We start from the raw sequence: 21,136 nt of genomic DNA, 5'->3' as shown, positions 1-21,136 counted from the left end.
GTTGAACCGGCGGTAGGGTGTGTGGCGTAAGCCACGCACGCGGTTTTGAACGGAACAACGCATATCGGCCGTCAAAGTTTGAAAATCACGCCACGTTATTTATGCACAAAGCAATGCCGTCTGAAAAGAAAGTTTCAGACGGCATTGGAGCAGAAGCCCGAACAACGCGTGCGTGCGTACCGCACACACCCTACGCATGGGTTTTAGATTTCATGCAGGCTACGGCTTGCTTTGGGGTTGTTGGTTTCGGTTTTGGTTTTAGACAAAGACGAAACGGCGATGACGAAGTTTCGTTTGGCGATGTCGATGCCTGCACAGTTGTATTGGGTACTCATCATAAACCTGCCTTGCATTCGGTTGTGTTGTCCGGCAACTGTCCGGTTGTGTCGATGGGTTGCCCGGCCGCTCCCTGAGCTACGCAACGGTTGTTTGCCTTGGTCGGATGCGGGTGGCGACCGGGCGGTTTGTTGCTATGATACGAGAGTTCCGATATACAAGGGTGTGTGGCTAAACCACGAACGCAGTCGGTCGGATATACAGGCTACGGCTTGCTGTGGTGGTCGCGGTTGGTACGGCATTGGCTTGGATGTTGAGCGGTAAAATCGCTGAAGCCACCGGCATTACCGCCATCGACAGCGTGATTGCCTTAACCGCCGCTGCATTGGTGGTGATTTTGGGCACGGTCGGTTGGCGTGAGGTAGCGCGTAACGTGGATTTGGGTGTGTTGTTGCTGTTTGGCGGCGGCATTACCTTGAGCAGCCTGATGCAGAAAACCGGTGCTTCGGCTGCGCTGGGTAATGAAGTGGCGCAAGTCTTGAGCGGCACGTCGCCATTATTGGTGACGATTGCGGTAACCGTGTTTATTATTCTTGTTTATTATTCTATTGACCAACTTCACAAGTAACACGGCTTCATCTGCTTTGCTGATTCCGATGTTTGCTTCGATTGCCAAGCAAATGGGCTTACCGGAAACCGCACTGGTGTTGATTATCAGCATTGGTGCATCGTGTGCGTTTATGTTGCCGGTGGGTACCCCACCGAATGCGCTGATTTTTGCTTCGGGCAAAATTCGCCAGCGGGAAATGCTCTCAGTAGGTTTGGTGTTGAGCGCATTTAGCGTGGTGATTATTACGATTTGGTCATATTTCTTTTTGATTTAAAATAGCTTTATTCAAAGGCCGTCTGAAACGTTCAGACGGCCTTTACTTCATGATGACGTGTCACTACAATGTTTTGATGTCAGCACATACTAGGGCGTGTCCTCAATTTAACTTAGCATGAATAATAGAGCAAGCCAAGTAAAGCATCGATTTAAAATTACGAGCTAATTTCTCATAGCGAGTAGCAATACTACGAAACTGCTTTAATCGTGCAAATGCATTCTCGACTAAGTGGCGTAATTTATAAAGGTAGCTATCAAAATCAGGGTTAGGTTTCTTGGCATTTTTACGCTTTGGTATAATAGCTTTCATACCGTGTTCTATCGCTTTATCTCTGATTTCTTGCGAGTCATACCCTTTGTCAGCGATAAAATACTGGGCTTCTTGTATGACTTCTATCAAGTCGTTTGCAACTTGACTGTCGTGCACGTTACCCCCAGTGACTTTAAAATCGAGCGGATTTCCATGCGAGTCCACACATAGGTGTATTTTTGTCGTGTTTCCGCCACGGCTTTGTCCAATTGCTCTATCGAAACCACGCCGAGCTCCACTTGCATGTTGATGACACCGTACATAACTTCCGTCGATGAATACCCATTCTTTGTCAATTTCTTTTCGTAGATCAAAAAAAAATTCTGCCACAAGCCTTTTTTAGACCATCGGTTAAAGCGGTTATAAGCGGTTTTCCATGACCCTAGCTCAATAGGTATGTCTCGCCATGGTGCACCTGTTCTTAGCTTCCATAGTATGGCTTCCATCACGGTACGGTCGTTCTTCCATTGATGACAGCCGTGCGCTTTCATGGTTGTTTGTAATTGTTCCCATATGTTGTCAGTTATTGCAGTTCTCGCCATTGTTTGTGTTTGCCTATATTTCGTTGGAATATAGGGTTAAAATAGGGCTCTTTTGGGCTTATTCAAATTAGGGACACGCCCTAATATTAGCGATACAAAGGAGACTATGATGACTGCTTCACAACTGATTCAACGTTTAACCGAGATTGTCGGCGATAAATTTATTCTGACCGACCCTGCCAAAACCGAACCTTACCGCCAAGGCTACCGCTTCGGTGAAGGGCGGGCATTGGCGGTGGTGCGGCCGGGTACGCTTTTGGAACAATGGCAGATTCTGCAAGCCTGTGTCGAGGCCGACGTGATTGTGATTACGCAGGCGGCCAATACCGGTTTGACTGGTGGTTCCACGCCTGATGGCAACGATTACGACCGCGATATTGTGATTGTGAACACCATGCGCATAAACATCATCCAGCCGATTAACAATAACGAGCAAGTGGTGTGCTTACCCGGTTCAACCCTGAATCAGCTTGAGCTTTTGCTGAAACCTTTAGGCCGTGAGCCACACTCGGTGATTGGTTCGTCGTGTATCGGCGCATCGGTGTTGGGCGGTGTATGCAACAATTCAGGCGGCGCATTGGTGCAGCGCGGCCCAGCTTATACCGAAATGGCTTTGTTTGCGCAAATTAATTCAGACGGCCAATTGGAACTCGTAAACCACTTGGGCATTGATTTGGGCGACACGCCGGAAGAGATTCTCACCAATCTGCAAGGCCATCACTATCAGCGTAAAGACATCACGCAAAACGCCGGAAAAGGCCACGACCATGCTTATTGCGACCATGTGCGCCAAGTGGACGAGCCGACCGCCGCGCGTTTCAATGCCGACCCAGCGCGTCATTACGAAGCTTCGGGCTGTGCGGGCAAATTGATGGTGTTTGCCGTGCGCTTGGATACTTTCCCGCAAGAGCCAAAAACTGCCGTGTTCTATATCGGCACTAACGATATTAACGAACTCACCGACATCCGCCGCGCAGCATTGGCCGATTTCAAATCGTTGCCGATTTCAGGCGAATATATTCACCGCGATGCCTTCAATATTGCGGAAATCTACGGCAAAGACACTTTTTATGTGATTAAGAAATTTGGTACGCATCAACTGCCGAAATTATTTGACTACAAAGCACGTGCCGACCGCTTCAGCAAAAAATTATCTTTCCTGCCGAAGCATTTTTCCGACAAAGTCCTGCAATGGGTGGGCAAGCTGTTGCCGCAACATTTGCCGCAATCTTTGCTCAACTACCGCGACCAATACGAGCATCATCTGATTGTTAAAATGGGCGGTGAGGGCGTGGACGAAGCACGTGCCTTTTTGAAAGATTATTTTACCAACCACAGCGGTGCGTATTTCGAATGTAATGCCGAAGAAGCGCAAGCAGCGATGTTGCACCGTTTTGCCGTGGCTTCCGCTGCCATTCGTTACCGTGCCGTGCATGATGATGAAGTGGAAGATTTGGTCGCGCTCGATATTGCCCTGCGCCGTGACGACCGTGATTGGTATGAACATTTACCGAAAGAAATCGACGACAAAATCATCCACAAGCTTTATTACGGCCACTTTATGTGTCACGTGTTCCATCAGGATTATGTGATTAAAAAAGGCAACGACTGCATGGCTTTGGAGCATGAAATGTTGATTTTGCTCGACCAGCGTGGCGCGCAATATCCGGCAGAGCATAATGTCGGCCATTTATACGAAGCGAAACCTGCACTAAAACAGTTTTACCGCAAGCTCGACCCGACCAACAGTTTTAACCCGGGAATCGGGCATACGTCTAAGAAGAAAAACTGGGCAGAATAAGGAAGTTTGATGATAAAAGGCCGTCTGAAAGAGAAACTTTCAGACGGCCTTTCCTTATTCAAACAAAAAAGCTGCTTAAAAATAAGCAGCTTTTTCTAAAAATGGCGGAAGCGGTGAGATTCGTTTAATTTTATATCTTATTGATACTAAAAGATTTTAAATATACAAAAAACAATAATACCAAATCTAATAACAAATAAGCTTTTCAAAAAAACCGCCCGAACTTTAATTCAGGCGGTCATTTGACGGTTATTTTTAATATTCCTGTTCATTTTTTGCATGATTTTTTGGTTTATTTTTCTTGCACGCTTGCCAAATCAGCAAGCGGCGGCGGTGTTGCTGGTTAATTCTTTTTGTCATTTTTTTTTGTTACTCACAATTATGACAATTAGGACTAGTTTTTTCAGCGGCACTTATAAAACCCGCCAAATTAGGTTTTATATAGTATTTTCCTTTCGCGATTTTTCCGCTCTCACTAAACACTGGCTTGCCGCTCTCAAATTTTAACCAGTTTGAGTGGTTAACCTCTCTTAATGCTCCTTCAACATCCATGCCAAACATGTATGCAATCCCGACAGCGGTGATGATTTGATCGCACAACGCATCTAGCAACTCAATGCGCTGCACCTCATTTAAATTTTCCAATTGTTTTTTATAAGGCTCAAAATTATTTTTAAATCGCTCTTCATGGATGCTGACTTCCTCTCTATAAACGCCCAAGACATCACTCATCTCTTTAATTTCTTCAAAGTGACAGCCAATTTGTACACATTGACTGTCACTTGTTGGGTTTGGTATAGCTGTTTCAAACCATGCGCTGATTGCTTTGATTAAATTTTGATTATGCACTTTCATTTTTTTGATTCACTCCATTTTTTTTAACATTTCGCGGTAATTTTTAATTTCACGGTTAGCGACCTCCCATGTTGGGTAGTCACCATCTTGATTTGTCATACCCTCACCCCGCCAAATATTCATCGCGCAACTTGATCACATCGTCGCGCTTGAACAAGTTATCCCGACCGACCAATTTCGGCGCGGGGATTAAACCGGCGCGGCGGCGGTGCCATATGGTTGTTGTTGAGGGCGGTTTCTTGCCCGGCAACGTCCATAATTCTTTTACTTGCTGCAAGGTGATGTATTCATTCATTTTTTTTAGTCCCCATTAGTCAAAACGGCGGTTAAATTGCTCGGTTTCTTTTTGTGCGGCGCGGGCTTTGGCCAGCGCGGTTTCAACGGTGTCATATTGCGGCGGGGTGTAGCGGCGCGGTTTGCGCACGACTTTATCCGCCGACAGGTCAAATTTTGGTGTTTTTGGCACGATACCGGCGCGCACCGGCAGGGCGGCGCGGTCGAGTGAGGCCAAATAATTGCGATAAATGCGCAGGTTTTCCGATTGACGGGCGGTTTTTTCCGCTTCGATGACTTGTTTTTCAATTATGCGCGCGATGGCTTCTTGGCTCATTGGCGGATTGGCGGTTTCGGCGCGGTCGATTTCGTCTTTATCGGCCTCAAATTCCGCTTTCAAATCGCCGTCAAACGGCCACACGTCTAATTGAGCGGCCGACACGCCTTTTTTCCACATCAGCCATTCTTTAAATTCAATTTCTTCGGTATCGATTGGCTGATTTTTGCCTTTGAAAACAGCCGTTTCAGGCTGATTTTCATTTTTCGTACAGTTATTGACACGAGTCCAAGCGGCGGCGGTGCCGCCGATTTTATAAACCTCCCAAGTATGCACACGGCTCACGGCGACCTCGCCCGTGCTTTTTTCATACACGCCTAAGGTGTAAGGGGCAGGCGTTTCGCCATAGGCATTGACTACACCGTCTTCGGCCTCCTCTTTATACAAGGCCAGCGGCACATCAGCACGCTTCACCGCCTCGCCACCAAGTAACATCACAAACGCGCTCCAGTCGCCACGGTCGGCGGCGCGTTGCGCCAACATCAAAACGCTGTCGTCATCGGTCGGCACGATGCGGCGCAGCTCACGCCACAAAGTCACCGGCACGCCGCCAATCTGCTGAAATTGGCGGGTGCCGTGAATCGATGCCCATGCGTCCACGCGTTGCGCGGTCGTGGCGGCATCTAATAATTCCTCGGATTCAAAATCCACGCCCATGCTGTCGCCGCTTTGGGTTTTGCCGTCAATATTCTTGGCAATGTATTTGGCGATGTAGCCCGCTGCGCTGCCGCGCGCCCAGTTAATACTTTCAAAATCCACGCGCGCGCTGGCTTTGGTCTGTTTCCAAAATTTAAAATACTTGTTTGCCCAGTAGTCGGCTTCGGTTTTCAAACCGGCCTGAATGGCTTTTAAGGTCGGCGCGCTGCCGTTTTCCGCCAACAGGCGGGCGCGGATTTGGCGCGCTTCGGCGGCCGCCTCTTTTTTACTGGCAAAATAACGCAAGCCCAATTCTTCGCGGTCTTCGCGGCAACCGTGTTTTGCCACCACGCGGCGGAAGGTGTCGCGGCTTTCTGGCGGCATAAACAACAGGCCATGCCAATGCGGCGTGCCGTCATGATGCGGCTCGGCCACGCGAAAACCATAAACCTTAATATCCAAGCGGCCTAATTCGGCGCGAATACGCTGCCAAACCTTGTTTAAATAGGCCACCACCTCGCGCGGGGTGTCGCCGTTGAATTTTTCGTTCGGCTTGCCAAAGTGATGCATTTTGTGAAATTTAGACGGACAAGTCAGCGTGAAAAACTCGCCGACATGGCCTTTCAAGCGGGCAATTTCTTCAAAGCCGCGGATACGCACCATCAACTCAGCACGGCGGATGGCTGGGTTTGACACCCCCACCGCGCTCAGTTCATCGAGCGTAAATTCTTGCCCCAATTCATTCACCGCCGCCATCGTGGCGAGCAAGGCCGCATTGCGCGCTTTTTGTGCTTGGCGGCGTCGCAAACCCTCATTGCTGACGTATAAGCCCGATTTGCTGGATACGCCGCCCACTTCGCGCAACGCTTTTTCGGCGGCGCGGGCGACAAAACGGCGCAACTGACGACGCCAAAACCGCTCATCTTTCAGACGGCCTAAAATCCCTTCTGCCTCTTTGCCGTCAAATACCGCTACATTCAGGCCGTATTCTTTGGCGGCCTTGTCTTGTAAGGCTTCAAGGCTGTAACCAATGCGCTCAAAGCGGAAAAAATCTTGCGCTGCGCGCTCGGCCACACCGCAAATCTCTTCATCGGTCGCATTCAGGCCGACGGCACGCAGGCCGACAGGCAAATCAACAAAGGGCTTGGTCAAATCGCGCAGCCAGCTATCCGCCGCCATCTTGGCAATGAGGCTGTCATCTGCCACATTGGCGCGCTTTACCCACTCACTCACCGCCTTATCACGCCACGCGGCGGGCATGGCTTCGACGCGCGAAAGCAGCGCAGCGGTCGGGGCTACCCAACCGCTCTCACCAATCTCACCAAATTTGCCAACCCATGCCATACTTGCCCCGTCTTATCATTAAGGCCGTCTGAAACAGACAGCCCGCCAAACCATTTAATTAAACGTCCCAACCCTCATCGCTGCCATAAGTGCCGGTTGCCAACATGCAACCGATGGCAAACGCCGTTACCATCATCGATATAATCCACAGCGCGAAAAAGCCTACAATCAACCACAGCCACATCATCGCGACACCTCCGCATCGCCTTGGGTGTAATCAATTAAGCCCAAATCGGCCATGCGCTCGGCTTCGGCTTCGGCCATGCGCGCCGCCACATCTTGCGGCGCAGATTCGGCCACCGGCTCACCGGCCACCGCCAAACCCATCGCCACCGCACCGCCTACCACCATCAGCGCCAACACCTCACGAATACGCAGCTTCATTTTCCAACCTCGCTTTAAAATCTCTTAAAATCTGCTCATTTCCTACCGGCCAATATTCATTATTCGCCGCCGGAACTACTGCATTAAACGCATACGACACCAGTGTCGTGTTGCGCGGTGTCCCCATCTGTCGGCGGCAGGGAGCACACAAGTCATAAACCTTGCTACCCATCTTTCCTTTGCGATCTACCCAATGCCGCTCAAAGCTTTTAAGCTTTTGATGTTTGCGACAACGCGGGCATTCTTTTCTTGGCTGGCTAAGCCGCTCGTTTAATTTTTTTGCCATTTTCCAACTCCGTCCCAGTTTTAAAATCATCGACCACCGCATTCACGCCCAGCTTTTTCGCGGCGTGAAAACTTTGGCCGACTTTACCGTCCAGCTCGGTCATGTAGCTGCTTAATTCAGACAGCCTCAACATCTCTTGCCCCAAGCTAAACACGGCATTTTGTTGATTGATAAAATCGGCCAAACGCTTGATTTCCAAGGCCAGCCGCTGAATATTGTCGATGGCCGCTGCTTGACTTGGTGTCAGCAGCCAGCCGCGCAAGGTTGCCTCATCGGGGGCGGCCAACATCTCTAGCGGCGGCTGATGGCGGCTTAGCAGCGCATCGCGCGCCATACCGTCCATCACTTTTGCTTGCGCCGCCTTGCCCTTGGCAATCACTCTACCCATCACCATCATGCGGCGGGCGTGGTCTTTGCTTTTCCACAAGCGCACCGTTTGCGGCGATTGGCGCCAACTGGCGCGGGCAGCTTCTTCCGGCGCCAACAGCTTTTTGCGGTCGATTACTTTCGGTTTGATAATGTTCATGCTTCACCCCTTTCAGACAGCCTTAGCAGTCGATTAAATTCGGCTGCATGTTGTCTTGTAGCTCCTCGATTTCCGCCAAATCCAACGGCGGCGGCGCATTGCCATATATCGGAGAGGGCGGGGAGATGGTGCGGATAATCTCAATCGCCGCCACTCCCGACCAGCCACATAAAGCATTGAGGCATTGCACTTGCGCATTGCGCAGGTTTTCCGTTACCTGTCGGCTCGAGGCCACCTTGCATTGCGTGCCGCAACACGGGCAAGTGATTTGCGCGCGCATGTTGCCGTATTTGCGCTCAGGATTACTGAGCGATCGATAGCTACTCATGGCGGCCCACCTTGATTTTTTCGGCCAAATCCTGACAGGCCGCGTCATACGCATTGAGGTACAGGTCGGCATATTCGGCGGCAGCAAAGGCGATAAACTCTTTTACCGGCATACCCTTGGCGCGCGCCGCCTCGGCAACTAAATCGTAGTCCTCTTCATACACCGCCTCCGGCTCTTGCGCGCCAAACACCTCATCGAGCACACTCAAATCACCGGCCGACCAAATCGCCTTTAATTGCTCATCCGTTAATTTGACGGCTTTCACACGCACCTTGCAGCTTTGACATTGCTCACACATCACACACCTCACTTTTACATTTCAGACGGCCTTGAATGCCGTCGCCGATTGCCCCTAAAATCGAATCTCTCACCAAACAACCTTAAGGATTGAAAATGACACTTAACTAACGGCCTATTTTCGCCAAATCCTCAAGCGTCAAGCCCTGAGCAATGCGCTTGATTTCCGCCAAACTTTGGCGCAACGCCTGATTGCGCTTGCCGCTGCCGCCCGATTTCGGGCGGTTTTCCTTTTGCTCACACATTTCCCACTCCTTAAAAAAATCTAAAAAATCCCAAACGCCGGCTGTCCGGCGGTCAAACGTCTTTCCGCTTTGTCACGCCTCCGCTAAAATCGAAGTTCCTACACAACAACCCAACGGAGGGAAAATGACCAACCCAAGCATCACCATCTCAGTTGACGCACCGCTCGACATCCATTTCAACGCCGCGACACAATCATTAAGCCTGACTTGCCACCAGTTTGCTTCAGACGGCACAGGGCTGGCGATGCGTCTTGAGCTGACACCGCAGGCCACACAGCAAATGCTTCAGGCGCTGGAATACCTGCAAACTCAGCACGGTGTAAGCAGCGCAATGCCCACCAAGCCACACGGCGTGCAATAACCAGTTTCCAAGCCGCCTGAGGGCGGTTTTCTTTTTGCTCACACATCACTTGCCCTCCTTAGCCTCAACCGCTTTTTGATAATCCGTTTTCTCACCGCAAAATGGGCAACGCGGAAAAACAATATTCATTTTTTGCTTTTTCGGTTTTTTCGTGCCATTTCGGGCAGTTACTTCTTCAGTCCATGTGATTGCCGTACCCATCGCGCTGTATATATTTAAATCCAACATCGGCAACACTTTTCCTTGCATTTCGGGCTCAGCTAAATATTTAACACCACGCTCGGACAATGCGGCTTTAACCTTTTCCTGCATTTTTTGAATACAGTCGCACATCACCTAACCCTCCTTAGCTACAACGCGCTTAGCGCTTGCCACCGCTGCTTTAGACGCAAAGGCCGACAGCGACAAACCTTTGATGGCGGCGGCTTTTTCAACAATTTCCAACTCATCAGGCGACACAACCGCCTGCAAGCGGCGTGGATAAACCCGCTTCAAACCGTTGACTTTTTCTTGATAATTCATACAATAGCCCTTATTGGCGATTAACTATGCGATTAACATTTATATCGTCTGCCTTAAGGCTGTTAATCACTTGCTTAAGGCGAATATTACGGCCTTTTGTGCCGCAAAACAATAGCATTTACGGCCTTATGGCTTAATATTTATTTATCCTATTGTTTTGAAAGAATATATTCTTATGAATAATTTTGAACGCGCCAAAATTGCGATTAACGCTAAAAACGATGCTGAATTAGCTCGATTTCTTGGCATTACGACTAGCTCCGTTGCAAAATCTAAAGCCCGAGAAAGCCTATCAATGGAACTTTTAATTAAGGTCTCCGAAGAAACAGGCGTATCATTAGACTGGCTGATTACCGGCCGCGAGCATATCGGTAGGGTCGCACCCGATGCGGAAACGCTGACGAAATACCTGCCGCTCGACGAACAAATGCTGTTGGCCTCTTACCGTGTATTGCCCGAGGCCGCGCGCAAAGAACTGATGGCCGCCGCGTTTGATTTGACCGGCCACAAAAAAGCCACTGTCACCATTGCAGGAGACAGCGGCCAAACCAACGCCGGAGACGGCAACATCGATACTCTCACCATCAACAAATAAGCGGCCGCCGCTCACGCGGCCTTTTTGACACATTATTGATTACCAACAAAACTATGAATATCAGTATTAACGGGGATTCCGGCGCAACTGCCGGACGTGACATCAATATCGATAAAGTCGTCATCAACCAAAACGACACCGCCGCCGTGCCGCTGCCTCAAGCCGCCGAGCAAGTGGTGAGTGGCTGCGGCCAGCAATACAGCGAGGCGGTGCAAGCCGCGATGAACGCCTGCCTGATTGACTTTGCCGCCTTTGCCAACGGCGGGGCAGACTACTACATGCTTACCGGTACACAAATGCAAACGATGAGCCAATTCCGCGCCCGCCTAGAAACCTTGATTGCGGCAGCGCAAGCGGATGACCAATAACAAACCGGCCGCCTGAATCTTGCAATATGGTTCAGACGGCCTTTTATCAGGCTGCGCCGTAAAACTTCGCCGTTCACGGCGGAGATATAAGGCGCGGACTGCGTAGCAGTCCTAAAACCGTTGATATTCAGTTAATCAGGCGTTTTCTGCTGTTCAATATACTGCCGAATAATCGTAATCGGCGCACCACCACAGCTACCTGCAAAATAAGACGGCGACCACAACGCACCGCCCCATAATTTTTGTTTGATGCTTGGATAATTTTTCTGTCTAATCATGCGGCTAGATACACCTTTCAAGCTGTTCACCAGTTTTGAAATAGACACTTTGGGCGGATAGTTCACAAGTAAATGAACATGGTCATCTTCGCCGTCAAATTCCACCAGTTGCGCTTCAAAATCGGTGCAGACGCTCTCAAAAATACCGCGCATATCGTCCAAAATTTCTTTTGTGAACACTTTTCGGCGATATTTTGCGACAAATACCAAATGTACATGAAGATTAAAAACAACGTGCCGACCACGTCTTAAATCAGTTTCTTTTTCCATAGACCAAGTGTAAAATTGCTAAAAATTCCATTATCCATGAAATCATGTTAATACTCAAAACATTCAAATTTGAACTGATGCCAAACGGCGAGCAAATCCGCAAAATGAAACAATTTTGCGGTTGTTCGCGTTTCGTATTCAATCGTGCTTTGGCGTATCAAAACGAACAATATCAACAAGATAATTCGTTCAAATTTAGCTACACCAAAATCGCAAATTTGCTGCCTGAATGGAAACGAGAATTAGACTGGCTAAAAGACTGCCACAGCCAAGTTTTGCAGCAAAGTTTGAAAGACTTGGAAAGCGCATTCAAAAACTTCTTTGCCAAACGCGCAGATTTCCCCAAATTCAAACGCAAAGGCGAAAAAGACAGTTTCCGCTTTCCGCAAGGCTGTAAATTGGAGCAGCAAAATAATCGTATCTATTTGCCCAAAATCGGTTGGGTGCGCTATCGCAACAGCCGACACGTTTCAGGCAGCCTGAAAAACGTAACCGTATCGCAAAAATGCGGTAAATGGTTTGTATCTATGCAAACCGAAACCGAGCAGGAAATCGCGCAGCCAAACGGTGGCGAAACTGGGATTGATATGGGTGTTGCCAAATTTGCAACATTGTCCAATGGTCAGTTTTTTGAGCCAATCAACGCATTCAAAACGTTGAAAGGCAAACTAGCAAAACTGCAAAAACAGTTCAAACACAAAACCAAATTCAGCAAAAACTGGCAGAAACTGAAAGCAAAAATCAGCCGTTTGCACCACAAAATCAGCAATATCCGTAAAAACTACCTGCACCAAATCAGCAGCGCAATCAGCCAAAACCACGCGATTGTGTATGTGGAAGATTTGCAGGTGGCGAATATGTCCAAATCCGCTAAAGGCAACGCCGTGCAGCATGGAAAAAACGTTGCTGCCAAATCAAGCTTAAACCGTGCGATTTTAGACCAGTCTTGGTTTGAGTTTCGCCGTCAGTTGGACTATAAGCTGTTGTGGCGCGGTGGGCATTTGGTGGCTGTTCCGCCACAAAATACCAGTCGTTGTTGCCCAGCTTGCGGACATACTGCCAAAGATAACCGTCAAACACAGGCAAACTTTGAATGTGTGCAATGTGGCTATCAAAACAATGCGGATATTGTGGGTGCAATCAATGTGTTAAAGCGCGGTCAAGAGATTTTGGCAGCGCAAAAGTAAAATGAAGTTTCAGGGCAGGACGTGCCCGTAGCGTCTGTGAAGTGAACCGTGCAGTAAGGCGGTCAGCAGCAGAAACCCACCGAAGCGATTTGTGAATGGCTCAATGCCGTTCACAAATCGCCGTAGGAATTCCCTCCCTTCAGGGAGGGAAGGACGTCAATTATAACAAAGGGGACAAAATGGATTCACAAGCCGCCATTGATTATGCCGCCAAACATTTCCCAAACCAGCCGATTCGCGATTTTGGGCGACTGATTGGGTTTAGATATCACAATAATCCGAGCGCGTGGCGCTGGGTTATTATTGAGCAGGTTTATGCGGATTATGCAGAGGGCTATTGCCTATTGAGACACGCCCAATGCAACAATCAAGCGCAAGCGCGGCGGAAGTTTTGGTTTGACCATATTGTGAGCGACATTATCCTAATTGACGGTCACGATTTAACTTGCCGCCAATACTATGAATCTTTTGTCACAAAATACTACCCCAAGCGTCATTTTGGCTATCAAATGATTGACGGTTTACGGATTAATAAGGGTAAGCCGCAGGTTTATTTTACCGGCTTTCCGGCCGCCGAGAAAAAGGTGCTTGAAGCGATTGCCAATAATAATGGCTTTTGGGTGACAGCCGGAATGACCGAGCAAATGGCCTATCTTGTATGCGGCCCACGCGCGGGCGCGAAAAAAATCCAAAAAGCGCAAGAGATGGACACCATCATCACCGATAAAGACGGCTTTATGACGCTGCTTGATAGCGGCGAAATTATCAGGATTTAAACCATGAACGACACCGATTTAAACAACCGCCTTGCCGTCTTTGCCCGACAGCATAAAGCCGCCTTATCAGTACTTTCCCGCCTTGCCGCCGCCGAAAAAGATACGCGGCAGCGCAATTATCGCTATGCTTTGCTTGGTAATTATCTTTTACGCGGCATCGGAGCCGAAAGCTTAAGCGACCAAATGCAAAATAGTGAGCGCCTACTTATCCAAAAGCGCATCGTCAACCAATACAACAGCCTTGCCAATCTTATTGAGCAAGCCAAAAATATTGATGATTTGAGCTCCTTTAACCAATGGATGAGCGACCACGCCAAAGCAATACCCGATGGCTTGCAGTTTGATGAACTGCCTGACTACATCGCAGGGCGGCGCGAAATACTGGCACAATTGCAATCTGATTTTCAGACGGCCTCAAACATTTTAGCCACCGATAAAATCATGCGCGACACCGCCGCCGACTTTGCTAAATCCATCATCCCGGCGACCAATCTTGTAGAGGCGCTGGAAACTGCTAAAATTGAAAGCGCCGAAATATTACCCGACCTTGCAGCCGCCAGCGGTGATATTGTTGTTTACGGCAGGGCAGAAACTAACGATCAACCCATCAGCGACACCGAGCGCGAAATTCACACGCAAATCAAAAGTGCATGGGCTGTTTAAAACAAAGGCCGTCTGAAAGTTTTCAGACGGCCTTTTGCTTAGCTTTTATTTTGCCCAATCGTGGCCTCGCCCTCATAAAGGGTAATCTCAAAATCAATCAGGCTCTCCAGTTTGATTTTGGTGGTTAGGCCGCCGCTGTCTAGGGTGTGGGCGACTTCCACGCCAACCCAGCTTTCTGCGTCCACCTCTTTTTTAAAGCCCTTGAGGGTAACAGGGCTTTCGGGGGCGACATCGGGGCGGCCAACGGCCATTTGCATATCAAATTCCATCGCCCCGCGTTTGAGTTTGCGATAGGCCGCGCGCGCGCCGGTGGCGGCGGTTTTGGCGGATTGGTAGGTATGGCGCAGGGTTTTGATTTTGTGGCCGGTGGTGTCGATTTTTTTGGTTTCTTCCACCTGCTTGGTGGTGGTTTTGCGGGTTTTGCCGGCTTTGCGCGTGGTGGTAACGTTTTTTTTAACGGGGTCGTAATTGCCCTCGGCGATGACAATCTCTTGCTTTTTGCCGGTCTTTTTATCGATGTAGTAGGCGCGCACGGCGTTGTAGCTCTCGGTGGCCGAGTAGCGAAAATTAAAGCTGTCGCCATCGTGGCGGGTCAGGGTGATGGCGGGCAGGGGCTCGCCGTTGGCGGTGGTGGCCTCACCGGCGGAAACAAACAGCAAGCGGCCGCCTTTTACCGTGGCGATGGCGTCATAGCGTTGCGCCAAGCGACTTAAAAACGCGGCATCGCTTTCGTTGCTTTGGTCGATGTGGTCGATGGTCTCTTGGGCAAATGCCTTGCCGATGATGGGCTGATAGCCGTGTTTTTGCGCAATCTGCTCGACAATGGCCTTGATGGTTTGCTTATGCCAGCTTTTCTCAACGCTTTCGGCAAATTTTTCGGCAACATCGGCGGAATGGGCGGTAATGCTGATGGTATCAGGCGCGCCGCTCCATGTGACCTCGGCAATTTTGTATTTGCCTTTATCGACCACGCCTGTCTCCATATAGCCTAGCTGCACGGTGATTTCTGCGGACTTGGGCGGCAGGGCTAAGAGGCCGTCTGAATCGTCAAGTGTGATGGTCAGCTCATCGGCCTCAAATCCGCGCTTATCGGCCAGATTGAGGCTGATGATGCGGCTGAGGGCATCGGTGCCAAACGGTTTGCCGTCAATGGTGAGGATGGCCACCGGCGTTAAGTGATTGCCGCCGGTATCGGTGAGGGCGGAAAAGACTTTGACGGCGGCATCTTTGGCCATTTGGCCGAGATTAGATAAATCCATTTAAATCCCCACCATTTGGCGCACGGTTGAGACGGCGGCGGTTAAGGCCGTGCCATACATGCCGAGCGGCGAATCTGACACTTTTTTTAACTCCATGGTAAAGCTGATGGATCGGGCTTTGCCATCCCACATCAGCTCCTTGCGACTCTCTTTTATCGAGGTGACGACAAACGCGCCTAAGACATCGCCATTGCCCATAATCAGATTGTAGGGCTTGCCCTCATCGGCCATTTGGCGCAGCAAGGCCAGCGAGGTGTCGCCGCCGGTGATTTCGGGGCGCAATTCGGCGGCTATGCTGATGGTCTCGTTTTCGCGGCCAGTGTATTGCACGGGCGAGAGGCCGCCGCCCACGGTGTTTTGCGTAGGGTGTCGCCATGAGTTGGTGCGGTCGTAGCTGCTAAATGGCACGGTGTCCGTCTGAAACACAAAATATCCCAAAATCGCTAAGGCCATAATTAATCCTTATCAAAAAATGCCGAGCGGGCGCGGCGGGCTTGTTGGCGCGCCAAATCCTCGATTTGACGGGCGACTTCGCGGGCAATATCGACCGGCGAGCCGCCGCCGCTGATGTTGATGGAAATATTCATCGGCATGGTGTGGCCGACCGACCGGCTGAAATTGGCAGGCACCGGCACCGCCCCCACCAAAGTGGGCGCAGCGCGACCGCTTTCAGACGGTGCATGCGATTGCTGGCCGCTGGCAAAGGATTGCACCGCGTCAAATTTGCCGCGCCCCCAGTTTAAGGCGGCCATGCCGCCACGGCGCAGGGCTTCAACGACACGCCAGCCGCCGAATTTGGCGACATCACGCTGACTAAAGACAACCTCGCCACGGTGGACAATACCAGCCGCCTCATTGACACCGCCCGCGCCGGTGTAGCCGCCCGATGAGAAGCCCGCCACGCTTTTGATTTTGCTGCCCACCCATGAGGCTGCGCCGGAAAAGCTCATATTGCTGAGGGCGTTTTTAACTTGTTTGGCCTTACTGATGAGGCGGTCAAAATTGGCAATCAAGCCCACGATGGCACCAATCGGACCGGTAAAGGCGGCGAGCAGCGGATTATCGCGGAATACTTTTTTAATCCACTCCCAGCCTTTAATCAGCGCGGCTTTGACGGTATCCCAATTGCGCCATAACAAGATCAGCGCGCCAATGGCGAGCATGGCAAACAGGGTGATGGGGTTTAAGGCCATCACGACCTTTAAGGCCACAAATGCCATCCTCAGCTTGCTGAAAATACCGATGACCGTTCCTACCGCACCAAAAACCAAAGAAAAAGCGGCCACAAAACCATGAATTACCAATGCACCGGCAGCGATAACAGCAAAAGCCAACCCCGCGCCGGCGGCGACTTTCATTAAAGTATTAGCCAACGCAGGATTTTGCGCCGCCCAGTTTTGCATTTTTTCGGCCACGCCGCCAATCCATTCTGTAAGGGCTTTTAACTCCGGTGCAATGGCCTCGCCCATGGACACTAAAAAATTGGTAAACGTACCGCTTGCAGCGTCCCACAGATTTTGTAAAGTCCCCAGCTGAGCATCGACGCGCTGCTTGAGTGACGCCTGCTTGGCGAGCTTGGCCTCAAATTCTTTGTACCCATCCAAGCCCTTATCAATCATGACATTCAGGGCTTGCATGGTTTCGGCATCATCCCCCCAAATGCCGCTGATAATCTGCCTTTTTTGCACATCACTCAAGCCTTTGAGTTTTTCTAATTCGGCATAGACTTTTTCCATTCCGCCGAAATTGCCTTTACCGTCGGTAAAGTCAAGACTAATTCCCGTGCCTTTTGTTGCTTTTTCAATTTTTTTCTGGTCAAGTGTACGGTCAAATACTTTGCGCAAAGCATTACCAGCTGATTCCCCAACCAATCCGGACTGGTCGAGCATACCGACTAACGGCGCCATCATTTTCATGGCCTCCTCACCCTTGACTTTCATCAAGTCAAGGGCAGGGGCGAGCTTGGAAAACGCGCCCAAAATATTGCTGTCGTCCACACCCGAATAAAATAGCCGCTGCACCTGATCCATGATGGCAGTCATCTCTTTTTCGCTGCCGCGCGTGGCATCTTGCAATTTAGCGGCCATTTCGGCGGCGGCTTCGGGCGTTTTTTTAAGTTGCACAGCCAACAGGGCGGCGGCCTCACCCGTGCCGCCCAAAATGGCTTTTGTACTCATGCCCTGCCGCACAAGCATGGTCATCAGGTTTTTAAAATCGGCAGTCGTTCCGGGCAATTTATTGCCCAATCGGGTTGCCAGCGCATCAATCTCTTGATAATCCGCGCCGACTTTCCCGCCGCTGTCCATCATGGCCACGCGCAAATCGGTGCCGGCAGTTTCGGTATCGGCATAGGCCTTGACAGGTGCCATCATGCCGCGACCAATCACCGCCGCATGAGCACCGGCGGCCAAACCCACGCCTGCCATACGCGAACTTGTATCACTCAGGCTTTGGCGCATATTGCGGATTTTCGCCAGCCGCTCCATCGCGGCGGTTTCTTTTTTAATTGCCGCCTCGGTATCTTTATGCCTTTGGGCAAGTTTGCGCTGAGCATCGGCAAAGCGACTGGTCGACACGCCTGCCTCTTTCAGACGGCCTGAATATTTATTCAGCTCCTGTCGCTGTTTTGACTGGGCAATATTAAGCTTTTCCGCCTGTTTCCCCAGCTTCGCCATCTCGTCGCTTTGCGCTTTGGTGGCCTTGCCGCCTTTGCGGATTTCGGCAAGCAGCTCTTTTTGGCGGCCGCGCACCTGATTCAAAGCCTGCGCGGTTTCATTCAGCTTGCCGCGAGCCGCCGCCAAGCGGTCGAGATTGCGACTAGCCTCGTTTGTTTCTTTCAGCTCTTTTTGCAGCTTGTCGAGATTACCCGACAAACCCGATGCCGCATTTTTCACACGGGCAAACTGCTGGCTTGCCTTATCGGCGGCATTTAGGATAATATCTATTTTAAGTGATTTGCTCATTTATCTTTTTTTCCAAAGGGCAAGCAATGAAACATTCAAAGCGATATAACCATTATTCTTTTTTAGACTTTATTTGCGACCTCCCCTATACAATCGGCTTGGCCGTCTTTATTTGGTTTTGCGCAAAGTTTATTTTTTAATTCACCCAAAAATAAAGCCCGTATTTCATGGGCTTTATTTTTTCGCCGCCGCCTCAGCCTCGGCTTCACTAATTTGTATCGCGCGGTCAACCCAACACAATAGCCCCCACAAGTCCAACTCATACCAAGCCGCCGCCCCACCGCCGAACTTAACCGCACAATGGGCGATACAGTCATCAATCCGGCAGTAGTATTTTTTATCGGCATCATTTGCAACCTGCCAGATATCCGGATCTTGACTGATTATTCGCTCAAAGTCGGCTGCTCTGATTCGGATTCCGAAAGGTAGCCCAACTCGACCATCGCCGCCTTCATTTCCTCCTGCGCCGACGGGGGCGCGGAAAAAAAATCAATGGCCGCATTTAACACCTGAGAATCGGACAGACTCAATTTAATGTATTGCAGCTTGGTGATCTGCGGCTGGGTAATACGGCCAATCAGTTTTTGGATGGTATCCGTATGTTTGATGCGGATTAAGTCTTGCGCCAAACCCTCCATATCTTTGACCATCGGCGCGCGGATTTTAAAAGTTTGCCCGTTTGACAATGTTGCCTGCAAGGTTTCATCATCCAAAACGGTTAATGTTTGATTATTCATGTTTTCTTTTCCTATTGAGGCCGTCTGAATGGTTCAGACTGCCTTTACTTTAGTTATCATCGTAGCCGTCGGCTTTTTGCCAGCCGTACCATGCCTCGCCCATGGCTACAATCCCAAGTTTTTACGCATACCAGCAAAGTAGTCGCGTCCACCGATGATGACTTTATTATTCATTACATCGATTTCCAACACGGTATCGCCGTTTACCGACTCTTTCCAATAGGTGAGGGCGTATTTAAATGTATGCTCACCGCCTTCACCGGCTTTGTCTTCGCCCGGGTCAACTTCGACAATGCGGCCGCGAAATTCGCCGACCAGCATCTCATGCTCGTCTTCATCTTCTTTATGCAGGCTGCCTTGGTAGCGGATTAAATTGCCGCCGATTTTGTGTGAGATTGATTTAAATAATTCGGCGTCATAGCCTTTGCTGACTAATTCGAGCTCCAACTTTTCAATGCCGTGGACTGCCGACAATTCGGCAATCATGCCGCCCGGGGTGTAGTCTTCGGTTTTAAATTTCAGCGGCGGGCGCTTCACGGTCATGGTGACGCCGTGTTTGTTGAGGCCGTCGGCAAAGACGTTAAAGCCTTTGAGTAATCGAGGTAATTGCATGGTTTATTTGCCTTTATACGGTAGTCGGTTTCAGGTTGCTTGCGAACTCAATCACTTTTTCGGTCAGGTTGACAATAAACTTGTCGCTGACGTGTTGATTTAATTCGATGTTTTCCAGCGGCGGTGGCACGGTAAACTCATAATCAAAGGCAAAAATGCCGTTTGACACGCGCGCGCTGTCAACTTTGGCGCGGTCGATGCGCACCTCTGCGCCGAGCAACCAGCCTTTGGCCACGTATTCGGACAGCTTGGCGTTGATGCTCATGATGATGTCAATCATCAAGCTTGGGTGCATTGGTTTATCCATCGCCCACAAGAAACTTGAGGCAATGACCTCTTTAACCAGCATGCTCATGCGCACGGTCGGCTCAAATGCCCAAATCGGGTCAGCGGAGCAGGTGCGGTTGCCCCACACGCGATAGCCGTTTTCGCGGATCAGTGTGGTAATGTCGGCATTGTTGATGGTGTTGGCTTCGCTGTTTTTATCCAGCAGGCCAAAGGTGCGCGGGGTCTGAATGCCGCTCACGCCGAGAATCTCGGTGTTGGAGATTGATTTGTGCGGACCAATTAAATCATCCAATTTGGCGCGCGCGCCAAGAATACGGCCGATGGTGGCGGCGGTGTCGTTTTGCTGCGTGGCGTCATTAAAGGCCATAAAATGGCCGTCAATCAACATCAACTGGCGATTGCCGAAACCTTGGCGATAGCGTTTTAATTCGGCGATTTCGGTTTGGTCGCCGCATGAGGCATAGACAAACGCGCCCAAGGCTTCGGCCACGGCCACCAATTCGGCGGTGACATCGGCATCGTCGATTTCCGGCGCGCCGATGATGTTGGGCTTAAAGCCGGTGTAGGTCGCAGCCTTGCGCAAGGCTTTGACGGCGGTAATAACGTTGGCTTTTTGGGTTTCGGTGGTCTCATCGGCCTCAGCGCGGACAACAATCACGCGCGCATCGGCTTGATCCAAGATGCCATCGAGCGTTTTGTACAACGTACCCTTGCTGCCCGCCTTGTCGATGATGGCGGAAACGGTGGCTGAAAATACCGGCGTAGCCAGCGGAAAGACGGTGTCATCGGCATCTTCGGCCACGGCCACGATGCCGATAATATTGCTGGTGAGGTCGGAAATCGGGCGCAAGCCCTTGGTGTACTCATTGGCGGTAACGCCGTGCATGCGGTCTGCTTGAGACATGGGATAACCTTTTAAAAATTCAGAAAA

The 21,136-nt window shown here is 50.3% G+C and carries 29 protein-coding genes and 1 pseudogene; 9 read left to right on the top strand and 21 right to left on the bottom strand.

Annotated elements, in window-relative coordinates; translation table 11 throughout:
- Nucleotides 1-230 precede the first annotated feature (230 nt).
- Nucleotides 231-353, bottom strand: a pseudogene (locus GJV52_RS00950) (IS110 family transposase); the annotation flags it as partial.
- Between the two features lie 200 nt (nt 354-553).
- On the opposite strand from GJV52_RS00950, the gene GJV52_RS13565 reads away from it, so the two are divergent.
- Nucleotides 554-904 carry an SLC13 family permease gene (locus tag GJV52_RS13565; protein ID WP_229439460.1) on the top strand — a complete coding sequence of 117 codons (351 nt, stop codon included), beginning with the start codon at nt 554-556 and terminating at the stop codon, nt 902-904.
- The gene (locus GJV52_RS13560; protein WP_229439458.1) at nt 870-1,160 is read left to right on the top strand and encodes an SLC13 family permease; all 291 of its coding nucleotides are present in this window, start codon (nt 870-872) and stop codon (nt 1,158-1,160) included. The genes GJV52_RS13565 and GJV52_RS13560 overlap by 35 nt, the downstream gene beginning before the upstream one ends.
- Nucleotides 1,161-1,262: 102 nt before the next feature.
- Here the strand turns inward: GJV52_RS13560 and GJV52_RS00940 are convergent.
- Nucleotides 1,263-2,014 (bottom strand): IS5-like element IS1301 family transposase gene (locus GJV52_RS00940; protein WP_096121706.1). Its coding sequence is split into 2 segments (ribosomal slippage): nt 1,263-1,795 and nt 1,795-2,014, totalling 753 coding nucleotides; the frame shifts between segments, so codons are not numbered across the junction.
- Nucleotides 2,015-2,123: 109 nt separating this feature from the next.
- Between GJV52_RS00940 and dld the strand changes: the two genes are divergently transcribed.
- A complete protein-coding gene (dld, locus tag GJV52_RS00935) occupies nt 2,124-3,815 on the top strand; it encodes a D-lactate dehydrogenase (RefSeq protein WP_095502361.1) in 1,692 nt (563 codons plus the stop codon).
- Between the two features lie 369 nt (nt 3,816-4,184).
- Here dld and GJV52_RS00930 read toward each other — a convergent pair whose 3' ends face one another.
- The 10 genes from GJV52_RS00930 to GJV52_RS00890 all read right to left on the bottom strand — a co-directional run bounded on the left by GJV52_RS00930 (nt 4,185) and on the right by GJV52_RS00890 (nt 9,326).
- The gene (locus tag GJV52_RS00930; protein WP_095502360.1) at nt 4,185-4,670 is read right to left on the bottom strand and encodes a nucleoside triphosphate pyrophosphohydrolase family protein; all 486 of its coding nucleotides are present in this window, start codon (nt 4,668-4,670) and stop codon (nt 4,185-4,187) included.
- Between the two features lie 103 nt (nt 4,671-4,773).
- On the bottom strand, nt 4,774-4,965 hold the full coding sequence (locus GJV52_RS00925; RefSeq protein WP_100564514.1) for a hypothetical protein: 192 nt from the start codon (nt 4,963-4,965) through the stop codon (nt 4,774-4,776).
- 15 nt (nt 4,966-4,980) lie between these two features.
- The gene (locus GJV52_RS00920; RefSeq protein ID WP_100564512.1) at nt 4,981-7,260 is read right to left on the bottom strand and encodes a replication endonuclease; all 2,280 of its coding nucleotides are present in this window, start codon (nt 7,258-7,260) and stop codon (nt 4,981-4,983) included.
- Nucleotides 7,261-7,318: 58 nt separating this feature from the next.
- Entirely contained in the window at nt 7,319-7,447 is a 129-nt protein-coding gene (locus tag GJV52_RS13360; protein ID WP_255408377.1) for a hypothetical protein, read from the bottom strand.
- Nucleotides 7,444-7,644 (bottom strand): hypothetical protein, encoded by a 201-nt coding sequence (locus tag GJV52_RS00915; RefSeq protein ID WP_095502357.1) that lies wholly within the window; start codon nt 7,642-7,644, stop codon nt 7,444-7,446. Before GJV52_RS00915 ends, GJV52_RS13360 begins: the two co-directional genes overlap by 4 nt.
- Nucleotides 7,625-7,930: a hypothetical protein gene (locus GJV52_RS00910; protein WP_154143192.1), complete on the bottom strand. Its 306-nt coding sequence runs from the start codon at nt 7,928-7,930 to the stop codon at nt 7,625-7,627. Before GJV52_RS00910 ends, GJV52_RS00915 begins: the two co-directional genes overlap by 20 nt.
- A complete protein-coding gene (locus GJV52_RS00905; protein WP_100564510.1) occupies nt 7,902-8,456 on the bottom strand; it encodes a hypothetical protein in 555 nt (184 codons plus the stop codon). The genes GJV52_RS00910 and GJV52_RS00905 overlap by 29 nt, the downstream gene beginning before the upstream one ends.
- Before the next feature lie 22 nt (nt 8,457-8,478).
- Nucleotides 8,479-8,784: an ogr/Delta-like zinc finger family protein gene (locus GJV52_RS00900; protein ID WP_157798133.1), complete on the bottom strand. Its 306-nt coding sequence runs from the start codon at nt 8,782-8,784 to the stop codon at nt 8,479-8,481.
- Nucleotides 8,777-9,082, bottom strand: coding sequence for a hypothetical protein (locus GJV52_RS00895; RefSeq protein WP_100564508.1), 306 nt, complete (start codon nt 9,080-9,082; stop codon nt 8,777-8,779). The genes GJV52_RS00900 and GJV52_RS00895 overlap by 8 nt, the downstream gene beginning before the upstream one ends.
- 106 nt (nt 9,083-9,188) lie before the next feature.
- Entirely contained in the window at nt 9,189-9,326 is a 138-nt protein-coding gene (locus GJV52_RS00890) for a hypothetical protein (protein WP_154212836.1), read from the bottom strand.
- Between the two features lie 124 nt (nt 9,327-9,450).
- Here GJV52_RS00890 and GJV52_RS00885 point away from each other — a divergent pair, with 124 nt between their 5' ends.
- On the top strand, nt 9,451-9,687 hold the full coding sequence (locus tag GJV52_RS00885) for a hypothetical protein (RefSeq protein WP_154143191.1): 237 nt from the start codon (nt 9,451-9,453) through the stop codon (nt 9,685-9,687).
- Nucleotides 9,688-9,732: 45 nt separating this feature from the next.
- On the opposite strand, the gene GJV52_RS00880 is transcribed toward GJV52_RS00885, so the two are convergent.
- Both GJV52_RS00880 and GJV52_RS00875 read right to left on the bottom strand, forming a co-directional pair.
- A complete protein-coding gene (locus GJV52_RS00880) occupies nt 9,733-10,020 on the bottom strand; it encodes a hypothetical protein (RefSeq protein ID WP_095502351.1) in 288 nt (95 codons plus the stop codon).
- Between the two features lie 3 nt (nt 10,021-10,023).
- Entirely contained in the window at nt 10,024-10,209 is a 186-nt protein-coding gene (locus tag GJV52_RS00875) for a type II toxin -antitoxin system TacA 1-like antitoxin (protein WP_100564506.1), read from the bottom strand.
- A gap of 175 nt (nt 10,210-10,384) precedes the next feature.
- Between GJV52_RS00875 and GJV52_RS00870 the strand changes: the two genes are divergently transcribed.
- Together GJV52_RS00870 and GJV52_RS00865 are read left to right on the top strand one after the other, a co-directional pair.
- Entirely contained in the window at nt 10,385-10,804 is a 420-nt protein-coding gene (locus GJV52_RS00870; RefSeq protein ID WP_100564504.1) for a helix-turn-helix domain-containing protein, read from the top strand.
- A gap of 53 nt (nt 10,805-10,857) precedes the next feature.
- Complete coding sequence (locus GJV52_RS00865; RefSeq protein ID WP_154212835.1) at nt 10,858-11,172, top strand: hypothetical protein; 315 nt, start codon at nt 10,858-10,860, stop codon at nt 11,170-11,172.
- A 131-nt stretch (nt 11,173-11,303) separates the two neighbouring features.
- Here GJV52_RS00865 and tnpA read toward each other — a convergent pair whose 3' ends face one another.
- Nucleotides 11,304-11,720, bottom strand: a complete 417-nt coding sequence (tnpA, locus tag GJV52_RS00860) for an IS200/IS605 family transposase (RefSeq protein ID WP_095503171.1) — start codon at nt 11,718-11,720, stop codon at nt 11,304-11,306.
- A gap of 44 nt (nt 11,721-11,764) precedes the next feature.
- Here tnpA and GJV52_RS00855 point away from each other — a divergent pair, with 44 nt between their 5' ends.
- The 3 genes from GJV52_RS00855 (at nt 11,765) to GJV52_RS00845 (ending at nt 14,346) form a co-directional block, all read left to right on the top strand.
- Nucleotides 11,765-12,907 carry an RNA-guided endonuclease InsQ/TnpB family protein gene (locus GJV52_RS00855; protein ID WP_095503172.1) on the top strand — a complete coding sequence of 381 codons (1,143 nt, stop codon included), beginning with the start codon at nt 11,765-11,767 and terminating at the stop codon, nt 12,905-12,907.
- Between the two features lie 179 nt (nt 12,908-13,086).
- Nucleotides 13,087-13,683, top strand: a complete 597-nt coding sequence (locus GJV52_RS00850; RefSeq protein WP_095502347.1) for a BRCT domain-containing protein — start codon at nt 13,087-13,089, stop codon at nt 13,681-13,683.
- 3 nt (nt 13,684-13,686) lie between these two features.
- On the top strand, nt 13,687-14,346 hold the full coding sequence (locus GJV52_RS00845) for a hypothetical protein (protein ID WP_100564523.1): 660 nt from the start codon (nt 13,687-13,689) through the stop codon (nt 14,344-14,346).
- A 38-nt stretch (nt 14,347-14,384) separates the two neighbouring features.
- On the opposite strand, the gene GJV52_RS00840 is transcribed toward GJV52_RS00845, so the two are convergent.
- From GJV52_RS00840 to GJV52_RS00815, 6 genes are all read right to left on the bottom strand, one after another.
- Nucleotides 14,385-15,605, bottom strand: coding sequence for a contractile injection system protein, VgrG/Pvc8 family (locus tag GJV52_RS00840; RefSeq protein WP_100564521.1), 1,221 nt, complete (start codon nt 15,603-15,605; stop codon nt 14,385-14,387).
- The gene (locus GJV52_RS00835; RefSeq protein WP_095502344.1) at nt 15,606-16,058 is read right to left on the bottom strand and encodes a phage tail protein; all 453 of its coding nucleotides are present in this window, start codon (nt 16,056-16,058) and stop codon (nt 15,606-15,608) included.
- A gap of 2 nt (nt 16,059-16,060) precedes the next feature.
- Nucleotides 16,061-18,568: a phage tail tape measure protein gene (locus GJV52_RS00830; protein ID WP_095502343.1), complete on the bottom strand. Its 2,508-nt coding sequence runs from the start codon at nt 18,566-18,568 to the stop codon at nt 16,061-16,063.
- 383 nt (nt 18,569-18,951) lie between these two features.
- On the bottom strand, nt 18,952-19,305 hold the full coding sequence (locus GJV52_RS00825; protein ID WP_095502342.1) for a hypothetical protein: 354 nt from the start codon (nt 19,303-19,305) through the stop codon (nt 18,952-18,954).
- 105 nt (nt 19,306-19,410) lie between these two features.
- Complete coding sequence (locus tag GJV52_RS00820; RefSeq protein ID WP_095502341.1) at nt 19,411-19,917, bottom strand: phage major tail tube protein; 507 nt, start codon at nt 19,915-19,917, stop codon at nt 19,411-19,413.
- Between the two features lie 13 nt (nt 19,918-19,930).
- Nucleotides 19,931-21,109, bottom strand: coding sequence for a phage tail sheath subtilisin-like domain-containing protein (locus GJV52_RS00815; protein ID WP_100564518.1), 1,179 nt, complete (start codon nt 21,107-21,109; stop codon nt 19,931-19,933).
- Nucleotides 21,110-21,136: the final 27 nt, after the last annotated feature.

Source organism: Neisseria brasiliensis, from assembly GCF_009671065.1.
Classification (GTDB): Bacteria; Pseudomonadota; Gammaproteobacteria; order Burkholderiales; family Neisseriaceae; genus Neisseria; species Neisseria brasiliensis.
This window is presented reverse-complemented; position numbering and strand designations above follow the sequence as displayed.

Coding starts and splice junctions, on each gene's coding strand:
- GJV52_RS00900 (WP_157798133.1), bottom strand. CDS start 8,784: ATGAGTAGCTATCGATCGCTCAGTAATCCTGAGCGCAAATACGGCAAC.
- GJV52_RS00865 (WP_154212835.1), top strand. CDS start 10,858: ATGAATATCAGTATTAACGGGGATTCCGGCGCAACTGCCGGACGTGAC.
- tnpA (WP_095503171.1), bottom strand. CDS start 11,720: ATGGAAAAAGAAACTGATTTAAGACGTGGTCGGCACGTTGTTTTTAAT.
- GJV52_RS00880 (WP_095502351.1), bottom strand. CDS start 10,020: ATGTGCGACTGTATTCAAAAAATGCAGGAAAAGGTTAAAGCCGCATTG.
- GJV52_RS00930 (WP_095502360.1), bottom strand. CDS start 4,670: ATGAAAGTGCATAATCAAAATTTAATCAAAGCAATCAGCGCATGGTTT.
- GJV52_RS00870 (WP_100564504.1), top strand. CDS start 10,385: ATGAATAATTTTGAACGCGCCAAAATTGCGATTAACGCTAAAAACGAT.
- GJV52_RS00885 (WP_154143191.1), top strand. CDS start 9,451: ATGACCAACCCAAGCATCACCATCTCAGTTGACGCACCGCTCGACATC.
- GJV52_RS00910 (WP_154143192.1), bottom strand. CDS start 7,930: ATGGCAAAAAAATTAAACGAGCGGCTTAGCCAGCCAAGAAAAGAATGC.
- dld (WP_095502361.1), top strand. CDS start 2,124: ATGACTGCTTCACAACTGATTCAACGTTTAACCGAGATTGTCGGCGAT.
- GJV52_RS00830 (WP_095502343.1), bottom strand. CDS start 18,568: ATGAGCAAATCACTTAAAATAGATATTATCCTAAATGCCGCCGATAAG.
- GJV52_RS00835 (WP_095502344.1), bottom strand. CDS start 16,058: ATGGCCTTAGCGATTTTGGGATATTTTGTGTTTCAGACGGACACCGTG.
- GJV52_RS00905 (WP_100564510.1), bottom strand. CDS start 8,456: ATGAACATTATCAAACCGAAAGTAATCGACCGCAAAAAGCTGTTGGCG.
- GJV52_RS00890 (WP_154212836.1), bottom strand. CDS start 9,326: ATGTGTGAGCAAAAGGAAAACCGCCCGAAATCGGGCGGCAGCGGCAAG.
- GJV52_RS00855 (WP_095503172.1), top strand. CDS start 11,765: ATGTTAATACTCAAAACATTCAAATTTGAACTGATGCCAAACGGCGAG.
- GJV52_RS00920 (WP_100564512.1), bottom strand. CDS start 7,260: ATGGCATGGGTTGGCAAATTTGGTGAGATTGGTGAGAGCGGTTGGGTA.
- GJV52_RS00845 (WP_100564523.1), top strand. CDS start 13,687: ATGAACGACACCGATTTAAACAACCGCCTTGCCGTCTTTGCCCGACAG.
- GJV52_RS00915 (WP_095502357.1), bottom strand. CDS start 7,644: ATGAAGCTGCGTATTCGTGAGGTGTTGGCGCTGATGGTGGTAGGCGGT.
- GJV52_RS13360 (WP_255408377.1), bottom strand. CDS start 7,447: ATGATGTGGCTGTGGTTGATTGTAGGCTTTTTCGCGCTGTGGATTATA.
- GJV52_RS00840 (WP_100564521.1), bottom strand. CDS start 15,605: ATGGATTTATCTAATCTCGGCCAAATGGCCAAAGATGCCGCCGTCAAA.
- GJV52_RS00815 (WP_100564518.1), bottom strand. CDS start 21,109: ATGTCTCAAGCAGACCGCATGCACGGCGTTACCGCCAATGAGTACACC.
- GJV52_RS00850 (WP_095502347.1), top strand. CDS start 13,087: ATGGATTCACAAGCCGCCATTGATTATGCCGCCAAACATTTCCCAAAC.
- GJV52_RS00925 (WP_100564514.1), bottom strand. CDS start 4,965: ATGAATGAATACATCACCTTGCAGCAAGTAAAAGAATTATGGACGTTG.
- GJV52_RS00825 (WP_095502342.1), bottom strand. CDS start 19,305: ATGAATAATCAAACATTAACCGTTTTGGATGATGAAACCTTGCAGGCA.
- GJV52_RS00820 (WP_095502341.1), bottom strand. CDS start 19,917: ATGCAATTACCTCGATTACTCAAAGGCTTTAACGTCTTTGCCGACGGC.
- GJV52_RS00875 (WP_100564506.1), bottom strand. CDS start 10,209: ATGAATTATCAAGAAAAAGTCAACGGTTTGAAGCGGGTTTATCCACGC.
- GJV52_RS00895 (WP_100564508.1), bottom strand. CDS start 9,082: ATGTGTGAGCAATGTCAAAGCTGCAAGGTGCGTGTGAAAGCCGTCAAA.